At 35.7% G+C, this 9697-nt stretch carries 11 protein-coding genes; 5 read left to right on the top strand and 6 right to left on the bottom strand.

Annotated elements, in window-relative coordinates; all coding sequences use genetic code 11:
* Window positions 1-85: 85 nt before the first annotated feature.
* From DFO57_RS22460 to DFO57_RS22440, 5 genes are all read left to right on the top strand, one after another.
* On the top strand, window positions 86-850 hold the full coding sequence (locus tag DFO57_RS22460; RefSeq protein ID WP_110016038.1) for a tyrosine-type recombinase/integrase: 765 nt from the start codon (window positions 86-88) through the stop codon (window positions 848-850).
* On the top strand, window positions 847-2478 hold the full coding sequence (locus DFO57_RS22455; protein ID WP_110016037.1) for a DNA-binding protein: 1632 nt from the start codon (window positions 847-849) through the stop codon (window positions 2476-2478). The genes DFO57_RS22460 and DFO57_RS22455 overlap by 4 nt, the downstream gene beginning before the upstream one ends.
* Window positions 2479-2904: a hypothetical protein gene (locus DFO57_RS22450; protein ID WP_105078806.1), complete on the top strand. Its 426-nt coding sequence runs from the start codon at window positions 2479-2481 to the stop codon at window positions 2902-2904.
* Window positions 2905-2977: 73 nt separating this feature from the next.
* The gene (locus DFO57_RS22445) at window positions 2978-3385 is read left to right on the top strand and encodes a hypothetical protein (protein WP_028725047.1); all 408 of its coding nucleotides are present in this window, start codon (window positions 2978-2980) and stop codon (window positions 3383-3385) included.
* Window positions 3386-3539: 154 nt separating this feature from the next.
* Entirely contained in the window at window positions 3540-3863 is a 324-nt protein-coding gene (locus DFO57_RS22440) for a hypothetical protein (protein WP_058707755.1), read from the top strand.
* Here the strand turns inward: DFO57_RS22440 and DFO57_RS22435 are convergent.
* From DFO57_RS22435 to DFO57_RS22410, 6 genes are all read right to left on the bottom strand, one after another.
* Window positions 3860-4678 (bottom strand): DUF4225 domain-containing protein, encoded by an 819-nt coding sequence (locus DFO57_RS22435; RefSeq protein WP_110016036.1) that lies wholly within the window; start codon window positions 4676-4678, stop codon window positions 3860-3862. The two genes, DFO57_RS22440 and DFO57_RS22435, sit on opposite strands and share 4 nt — an antisense overlap.
* Window positions 4679-4824: 146 nt before the next feature.
* Window positions 4825-5586 (bottom strand): hypothetical protein, encoded by a 762-nt coding sequence (locus DFO57_RS22430; protein WP_110016035.1) that lies wholly within the window; start codon window positions 5584-5586, stop codon window positions 4825-4827.
* A gap of 274 nt (window positions 5587-5860) precedes the next feature.
* Complete coding sequence (locus DFO57_RS22975; RefSeq protein ID WP_255421276.1) at window positions 5861-6019, bottom strand: DUF4755 domain-containing protein; 159 nt, start codon at window positions 6017-6019, stop codon at window positions 5861-5863.
* 75 nt (window positions 6020-6094) lie between these two features.
* A complete protein-coding gene (locus tag DFO57_RS22420; RefSeq protein WP_146206699.1) occupies window positions 6095-7135 on the bottom strand; it encodes a hypothetical protein in 1041 nt (346 codons plus the stop codon).
* 88 nt (window positions 7136-7223) lie between these two features.
* Entirely contained in the window at window positions 7224-8996 is a 1773-nt protein-coding gene (locus DFO57_RS22415; RefSeq protein WP_110016033.1) for an ATP-dependent endonuclease, read from the bottom strand.
* 253 nt (window positions 8997-9249) lie between these two features.
* Window positions 9250-9600 carry a DUF4755 domain-containing protein gene (locus DFO57_RS22410; RefSeq protein ID WP_255421274.1) on the bottom strand — a complete coding sequence of 117 codons (351 nt, stop codon included), beginning with the start codon at window positions 9598-9600 and terminating at the stop codon, window positions 9250-9252.
* Window positions 9601-9697 lie beyond the last annotated feature (97 nt).

The following is a 9697-nucleotide window of genomic DNA, read 5'->3' as shown; positions in this document are numbered from 1 at the left end:
GAATTTGCAGCAGGCTGGCGAAACGGGAAACATGAAGAAAAACCCACCGACATTACTAACTGAAGGTTGTATCTAATACTGGGGGCTGGTCAACGTCATTCTTTTAGCAACAACGGGAAGGAGGCCTTTACAGTTAACCTCCTTAAAAACAAAAGATCTCATCAGAACGGGAGAAGGTTGCTTTCTAAATGTACCGAAAGTAAAACAAAGGAAGGACTTTAGAAGTGAGTTTAGCTTGGTAAGTATCGATGACTGCCTTAATGAAAAACTAACAACCTTGATTGATATGAATCAAAGATATATCGAAGATAGTATTAATCAGAAGATTAGTCATATAAAAAATGAATTACCTATATTCATGGACTACAAAAAAACCGTATCAATTCAGTCTGGTCAAAGTTTAGATACCATTATGGCAAGTGATTTTTTACATATGAAGAATTCATTTATCTCGAAGAAATTAAGTGCTTTGACTACTAAATTTAACATTGGGTTATCGAGAAATAACGAACATATGCGACTTAATGCAAGACGATTTAGGTATACCCTTGGATCACGTTTAGCAAAGGAAGGAGCCTCAGTTGATGTGATAGCTAAAGCATTAGACCATAAATCTATTAACTCATCAGGGATATACGTAAAAAATAGCCCAGATAATGTTCACGATATTGATATGAAACTTCATTCATTTTTTGAACCTCTATCGAAGATATTTCAGGGTAGCGATAGCACACAGAACAAGAAGCTATTTAAAGAATATGTTTTAAATTCTTTTGGATTTACTGATTGTAAACACGAACACGTAGAGTGTCTTACCTGCAAAAACTTTAGAGCCTGGAGTTCTGAATGACCAATGTGATTTTATTCGAGCCAATCAATGCTAACAACCCAAATTTAAATGTTGAGGATTTTATTAAATTTTGCAAGGGTAATGTTTTCAACTCTAAGTTAGCCAGTTCATGTGAAAACCACGTATGGAAGGGATGTTACAGATTCAACAAGTTTGACATGAAAAATAATCGAACTAGCAAAGATAAATTAGATGATGGTTTCATTGATTTTGCTAAAGCTTATATGTTTCATATTCATTCTTTTAACAAGTCAAAATCAAACCAGAATGCTTTGGCAATGTTGAAGATCGTTGAGTTTGTGCTATTGAAATCATACGGTGAAGCTAATGTAGTCAAGTGTAATAATAACATTTTTGATGAGTGTGTAAGAGTAGCAACGGCTAAATATACGAAATTAACAGCAGTTGGAATTGGTAAGGAACTTGAGAAACTATGTTTATTTTTGAGTGAAAACAGAATGACAAGCTCATCATACTTTTTTTGGGTAAATCCGCTAAGGCATAAAATAACTCAGAGCTGGCAAGGTTATGAACCCTCGCTGGAAGGGCACTCAAAATTACCAGATATAAAGTCCGTCATAGCCATTGCGGAGATTTTCTCAAAAGATGAAAGCCAACTGTCTGTGAGGGACATTTTCACAACCTCTGTTCTTGCACTGCTGATGTGTGCACCAGGACGAATCTCGGAAATATTAAGCCTTCCTGCGGATTGTGAGATTACAGAGCATGATGAGAACGGCATTGAACGATATGGTTTAAGGTTTTTTTCAGCGAAGGGGTATGCTGGAGACATCAAATGGATTCCTTCAGTAATGGTCCCTGTAGCTAAAAAGGCCATAACCCGGTTGAGAAAGTTGTCCACCCATCCAAGGTTTGTTGCAAAAACGATGGAAGGGAAGGTTCCTGAGTCATACAGATATGAACTCTTTAGTAAAAAACCTCAAAATTTTCCCTGGTATGATGAAGAGAAGAAAATCAAATATTCAAATGCTTTGTGTCTGTTATTTGAGGGACAATTATGTAAGAAAACGAGCAATCATTTGGCACCTTTGTTCAGGCCCACTGCTCAGTTTTTTAGATCGGATATTGATGCCTTTGCAAGTATCAAAGGCACTACAAACTTGTTTAAAAGACACGGTTATGTTAACGAAGATGGTAGCCCGTATTCGCTTAGGACCCATCAATTAAGACATCTACTTAATACGTTTTCTCAGATCAATGGTATGGACGAGTTTAGCATCGCCAGATGGTCTGGAAGGAAGTTGGTCTCACAAAATGTTTCCTACGATCACCGATCACACTTACAAATGATCAATCTCATGAAAGATAAAACTTCAATCGGAGCCGGTAATAGCCATAGGAAAAAAGAAATAGCTGTTATGGACATAACTGATTTCGATTTATTGAATGATGGAGCTGTGCTCGTCACTAAGCATGGCTACTGCAAGCACTCATATGTTTTTGAGCCTTGTAGTTATTATCCCTTACAAGACTCTGGAACGGATGATGGCCAACTAATGATGATACACACTAAAATTCTTGAAAAAACCAATTATGATAAAAATGATGGGAATGTTAATGCTGATAAATGGTATAAATTTCAAACTAAAATAATAAAAGGAGAATAAATGGCTAAACACATTACTGGTTATGATGAAAAATTGATAATGAAAGTTATTAATACCTGGAATGACGATGAGAAGCTGACCTGGGAGGCTTTATGCGACCAGTTGATAAAGATCATTGGGAAGAGACCTTCGAGGCAATCTTTAAGTTGTCATGTTAAAATTGCGGATTGTTTTAATTCAAAAAAGGAGCTTCTCAAGTCTGGTGTGAAAGAAACATGTGCGGTTAAACCTGCTAATTTAAAGATTGCTTGTCAGAGAATAAAAAGGCTCGAAACTGAAAACGAAGCTTTGATAGCATTGAATAACAAATATTTAGAGCAGTTTAAGATATGGCTGTATAACTCTCATTTAAAGCAAATAACAATCGAGGAGCTTAATCGTCCTTTACCTAAAAAAGATATTCAAATAGAAATTGATAGGTTTTAGCTATTGACATGATTGAATATTATGATATTTCTTTAGATGTCAGGATGACATTCACAACAGCAAGGATGCTACTATGAATAAATTAAACAGATATTTGCCAGATCAGAAGTTTTTGATACTCCTTAATCGCTTCATTCTTAGATACGATGAATCAGACTGCAATAAAGAAAAAATCGTAAAAGATGCCTACCTGTTCTGTGTAGGATACTTTTTGAAGTATCAGCAAGACTATCAGAATCCTTATCTGAAGGGACCAAGCAACATTATTGCAGTTTTGAGTTCGGCTTTGCTCAGCCCAAACTTCTATACAATACCTTCAACTGTCAGCCTTGAACGAGTGCTGTATTTCTACAAGTTTATCATCGAATACATTATCTGGAATGAGTATGAAGTAGAAAGAATATTTGCTACTCAAAAACAGAGCTTTACACCTTCACCAGAGCTTAAATCAGATGGTTTCAAAATGAAGAAAAGGGTTTAGGATATACTTTTTATTCAGTATGGCGATACAATAACTATGCCATATGATCTTTACACTTAACTTAGGGCGAGTGTTCTGCAAATGGATCATATGGCATCTCAGCTTTGATGTATGATATATTTTCTTTTATCTTATGGCTTTTCAGGATGATGAAATGAACGATTTTGAGCAAAAGCTCCTTCAGAATGGATTTTCGGCGAAGGATATCCGCAAGCTTAATGAAATTCTTACCCGAGATGAGAACAAATCAGATACACTTCAGTCTCTCATTCAGGAGCTGAGCAAGCGCTTTTGGGCTGGTATAATTTCCATGCTCATTATTTTATCAATTTTCATTTATGGTATAGCGAAAGGGCATAAAGAAAGCCTGATTTCTTATGCTATCGTCCTTATCATCGGTGCCATAATTGTTTACTTTGTCATACCAATGAATCTGGCCTGGAAAGCACACAGGTTTGCAAGTAATAGCAAAAGTTAGTTTCCATTTTGGTTGTGATTCATCTGGTAGAGGTTCACACCTATAGCACTACCTTTCCAGACTGCTGTTGCACCTTTTAAAGCCAAGTCTTGTTTGCTCATCATCTGCACTTGGCGATAGTAATCAGTTGGGAGATACTTGAATATTCTCCAGGCCTCGGGTTTCAAAGTCAGTTTGAAAATTCCGTAGTAAGATGTAGTGAGATCAACCGCTTGGTAAGCAAGCAGACCCAGGCGTTTATCAAATCCAAAAAATTCAGCTACATCCTGATAAGCTTCAATCACCGGATTAGTAGGGTTTGAAACTCCTCTTAACTTATCTATGCTTTCCGCCATTGAACCTGCACCATTAGCAATCAATGCAGAACCAGCAACAACACCGATAACATTTCCACTGAACAGTGATCCAGCAAACAAGCCTACCCCAGCCACTAACTGAACAGTCCCAAGAACAACTCCGATGCCGTCGATGACATAGCCAATGATCTTTTCATGGTCATGGTAAAACTTCACAGAAGACGAAACTACGGCTTCTCCTGTTCTAAGCATCCTGTCCTGAATCTTTAGGTTTTGGGCTTCTTGCTTGAGATTTTGGATACACTCCTGACACTTATCATCCGTGGTAGAAGTGCGGATAGTCTGAATCTGCAAGCGGGTGAACTCCCTTATTTCATCCTGGAACCTTACACGGACGAGCGCATCCTTGAGATGGAACTGTGAGAGGGATGTGGCAACATTGACTAAGTGATTAGCCTCAAGACTTGCCATACTTAGAAAGTAGTTTGATTGTCTGTTCCTGTCCCAGTAGTTATCCATAACGATACCTTTGTGTTAATGTCACTTGTGATAGTTATTCATGGCAGACCCTAAAATAACTTTAGTCATAAGTAAAGACAAGTGAGAATAAACCATTTTTTATTAACCTTTTTATTGACAGCATCCTTAACTATTAATAGTCGTTTTCATTTTATTTTGACTGACCAATGATTAATTGAAATTTTGTTCTCACTTGGTTTTCGATATGTAAATATATCTATAAGAACTGATATAAAAAACACAGCCAAAGAAAATATACCTAGAATCACAAAGAAGTTATTTGCATCTACTCCAGGATATGTAATTAAAAACACACCTTCAGATAACGAAAGCCATACACCTAAAAAGAGAAGGTAAAGAGCAAAATTAAGTTTTGATATTGAAAAGCGATTTGCTCTTTTATTGACTAAAGTGGTGTATATTCTTCCTGAAAATAATGGTTCTAACAGGCTAACATGATATTCCCAGTTCTTTTGCCAGAATTCGCTGCCTTGTATTATTTTTGAACCGATGATGGTTATTACAACTCCTAACACTGCAACACCTTCAACCATATATATGAGAGCATTTTTTACATCAGAATCTGAAGGGAGTCGGTAATATGCAGTAAGTAGTAATCCCGTCACAGTTATCAATGATGCAATCAGAGTCCATACGTAAGTTGTTCTTTTCCAATATAGATCAATTTCAAATTTCCTTATATCATGTGCTTTATCATATGATTCTTTAAGGACTGCATAATCTCTATTAGTCAAGAATTCTTTTTCAGGCGAGTTAAGTAGTTTTTTTATGTACTCATTAGCAGTTTTTTCCTTAAAATATCGTTGTGCTTCCTTGTCTTTATGTTCTTTATCCAATGCTTTATCAGAGTTATTGTTTCTGAGAGTGATAAGGCGCTGATTTAACATGTTTTTATCCTTATTGACTGTAGGCTTATTCCTATTATTCATCTTTATTTTAATCACTTAAATAATCAAAGGCTGATTAGGCTAACTTTGGAGTTGTTAACTATTTACTTTAAATTCATTGCTTTACTCGTATTTAGTGCTCAAACCATTTTACTACCGCATAAGTACTTGGAAACATATTACATAGAGGAATTGTGAAGCTCAACTTTACAATTGAAAAAAAACCAATCGCGTGATTGGTTTTTTAAGTTACTGATAAGCAATGCATTATATTTTATTTATTAATTACATTGTCAAAGATGTGCATCCAGCGCTTAAGTTGCAGTTCCGTATCCCGGATGCCTTCTTGTGAGTTAAAGTCACCCTTTTGGGGAAAAAACATTACTCTCCATTCTGGATACTGAACATCATCTACTGCGATGTAAAAGCCCAATTCTCTGAAAACATGAGTGCGGTCGAGTTCTTTGTTGATGCCAAACCGTTCTCTTGTATTAGACAAATTGTATCACTATCTTCCAAGACCTAAAAGAAACTCATCAACACGTTCGAATAGATAAATGTTCGGATCAGAGCCGCTATCTTTTGCAATTAATAGATCTGTTAACTCATGCACGGATAAGTGGATAATTAATTTACCATGTTCTCGCATTGCTCCTGCAATAACCGCTTTAGCAGAGTCAGCGCATTCTTGTTGAGAAATAACGATTGCTACTTTCCTTAAAGCCGAAGGATACAAATAACGCTCAGTCGTGATGATTTCACTCTGTGTAATGGGAGTGCTATAGTTTTTAAATTCGAATATCACATACCTACTTTTTAAATCTTCTAACATCACTCGCCATACTTCAGATGAGTTTGCTAATATTCTGCACACTAAATCTCTACGATGCAAAGAATCGATAGTTCTTGACTGTACATACCATCCATGAAGATCATTTTCGAAAAGGTATTTCAATGCATCAATACATGCATTTTCAAAATCAGTTGCCATTATTCTGCCGGGCGATATAGCAAGCAAACCTTGTGCCAAGCTTGCGCCTTTACCAGGGCCATGCGTAGTTTCAATATGGTTGGTTAAAAAGTCATCATTTTTATATTTTTCTTCATTTGCCGAATTACCTATTTCAAACAAATCCTCTAATTTTTTAAAAAGTTCAGGGAAAGGAGAAGCCATACTAAGAATTTTATCTCCGTCCCAAATCTCTATATTAGGGAAAGTGGTTGCAACTTGGTGGAATTTTTTTTCCATCGGGCAAGATATTGCTAATATAGTATTTTTTGCACTGATCTTATGTGCTATTCCTGCGGTGTGTTGCAAAGCTCTTTTAAACATTGAAACGGGAGGCGGAGAAGAATGCCGGTAATACTTTACTTCAATCATCGTAAGTGAGTCTTGGGTGCCGAATATAATGTCCGGTCTCATATGTCTATCAAGAGTTGGCTCTATTTGTACATCTTTTCTTTCAAGGCACCCAAGTAATTCCGCAACTAATGAAGTAAATGTATACTCAGATCGTGTATGGTAATTTCGTTTATAATTGATATTCACATTAAAAACCTCAAGTTTTATTTTATACCTACATAGTGATTTTTATATATCGCTATATTATCTAAACATTGACCGAGTGGCCATGACTTTAAATCCATAGGATAAAATCTTTCATTTCTTCGTAGTTTTTAATGATTGTTTTGGCATCTTTACTTTCGTCGTCCAAGCAATCAATTAAAGTATCCCATTCACTTTGCTTTTTTCCAAAACCATACACTTGCTCAATATCGCCGGACTTCCAAAAATATATACCTTTGTCTTTTAATTTATTGTGTATTTTTTGAATGTGAACTTTAGTTTCTTCATGGTTGCAAATTTTTATGAAATCTTTACTTGATATGATTTTAAAAGAATCTGTGGAAACTACAGGGTTTGCAAGAGGTAAGCTATGAGGCTCTGTTAAATCTCTTATTGAGCTTATCAAATCATTACACTCTTCGCTCAGTTCATCTTGATGAGGGTTTGTAGTAAATAAAATAGAAAGAAAATCACAGTCGGCCAGTATTCGAGTTTTTATTCCTATTGCATTAATAACATTTGCCATTTTTAAAAGATTTCCTTTTCCATCAACAGCAACTATACTTATTTTAGATGCGTTGATGTCTTCATTTCGTAACTTTCTATATAAGCTACATAGCACATTAGTTTCAGTTTTACCTTCAACCAATAAAACTTCTTCTGAAAATAGAAAATAAGAGGAGTTAGACAATGTAAATGCAGAATGGAGTTGTGGTGATGAAGACTGATAGAGTTCTTGTATTTTATCTGAAATACTCTTTCGTGCCTCAGTTCCATCGGTATTTTTACAAACCTGAATGGCATTACATGCGTGTTTTGCGGAAAGCATACTGGCGGAATGGGTTGATATAACTACTTGAAAACCCATATCGCTAAGTAATACAAGTGATTCTCTTACAGAATTGATAGCTGATGGATGTAAATATAATTCAGGTTCGTCTATAAATATTAAGGTGTTTGATTTGGTCGCTTTTTCACTTTTCTTTTTTCTATCGGCAAGATATTGAATTAAGGCCATTTGAATCGAACGCTGTGTTCCATGACCAAATCTATTGATATCTCTCATAATCGCGGACTCTGCTCTTTTTTCAAAAACTTTTAGCGTCCCGGATTTGAATATCTCGTCAAGAGTTGGTGTGGGGAAATGTAATTTTATACTTACATCAGGAAAGAACTGATTTACTTTTTGGTTTACGCCATCGTCAATTTTACTTAGCCCTTCCAATCTTGTTGAACCATCATGAGAAAGGTGTTTTCCAATTTCAGAAATATTTGCCGAGAACTTGTCTTCATATTCTTTTTTAATTTCATCAACAATAGCAGCTAAGATTTTTGCAATGGTTGTTCCAGATTTGTTTTTCGTCGAGTCTTCAGCTGCGTCAGACATTGCTGGGATATGAATAGGTTCAGGAAAAATGTTTGATATTGCACCATCAATACCACCAGGATTTTTTTTCCAGGTTTCCCCATCAAAAACTTCCAAAGTTTTTTTAATTCTTGATTTGTTGTCATCAAGAATCTCTGTTTCTTGTTTTCTGGAGAATTTTAATTTTCCATCTATAATAAATGGCTCAATTTTTTTCTTATTTTCATCACTGAGTAAAGTTAGAACATCTTCCGTAATTCCAACTATAGTTCCTTGAACTTGAACTGGTCTTAACGGGTCATACATATCAGCTTCATTTAAAAGAGAGCCATCCAAAAGCCACTTGATGGCTAATATAATGTTTGATTTTCCAGCGTTGTTATAACCAATAAATGCAGTGTAAGGTCTCAAGTTAATTTCAGTAAACTTACAAGATCTGAAGTTTTTTATTGATATTGTAGTCAAGCGAACAGCCATTTTTCTTCTCCTTTTGAGGTTTAAATATAATTTTTAAGATGATTTTTAAGGTTTTATTGTTATCTTTCTCTCAAATAAAATTACATGAGATACTATCCATAGTTGATAATTTAAAAGGCAATGAAAGATTTATGTTTTGCGATAGATACTATTGACAACGATTGATAAAGTTGACTTTATAATCATTCAAATTTAAAAGCCAGCCCCTGAGGCTGGCTTTTTTATAACTAATTGATATTTAATTATTTTATTGTTATCTATTTATCGTTTTATTGAAAATTTCCATCCAGCGCTTAAGCTGCATTTCAGTATCCCGAATGCCTTCCTGTGAGTTGAAATCACCCTTTTGAGGAAAGAACATTACCCTCCATTCTGGATACTGAACATCATCCACTGAGATGTAAAAACCTGACTCCCTGAAATCATGAGTGCGGTCGAGTTCTTTGTTGATACCAGTCCGTTCTCTCGTAGTAGACAAATTGTATCGCCACTCTTTGATTGCTGAGAACGGATAAGTTTTTTGTTTGTTCTCTTCCTTGAGATGGATTAGTCCTCGTTTTTCATCGAGCTTCATAGCAGTAGGTCCGAACTCGTGACTCCACATGCCGTTGACCAGCCCCCAGTATTAGATACAACCTTCAGTTAGTAATGTCGGTGGGTTTTTCTTCATGTTTCCCGTTTCGCCAGCCTGCTGCAAATTC

Origin of the sequence: Pantoea sp. AG702, assembly GCF_003182295.1 — a bacterium.
Taxonomy (GTDB): Bacteria; Pseudomonadota; Gammaproteobacteria; order Enterobacterales; family Enterobacteriaceae; genus Pantoea; species Pantoea ananatis.
The sequence above is the reverse complement of the archived record's forward strand: the minus strand, read 5'-3'. Positions and strand labels throughout refer to the sequence as shown.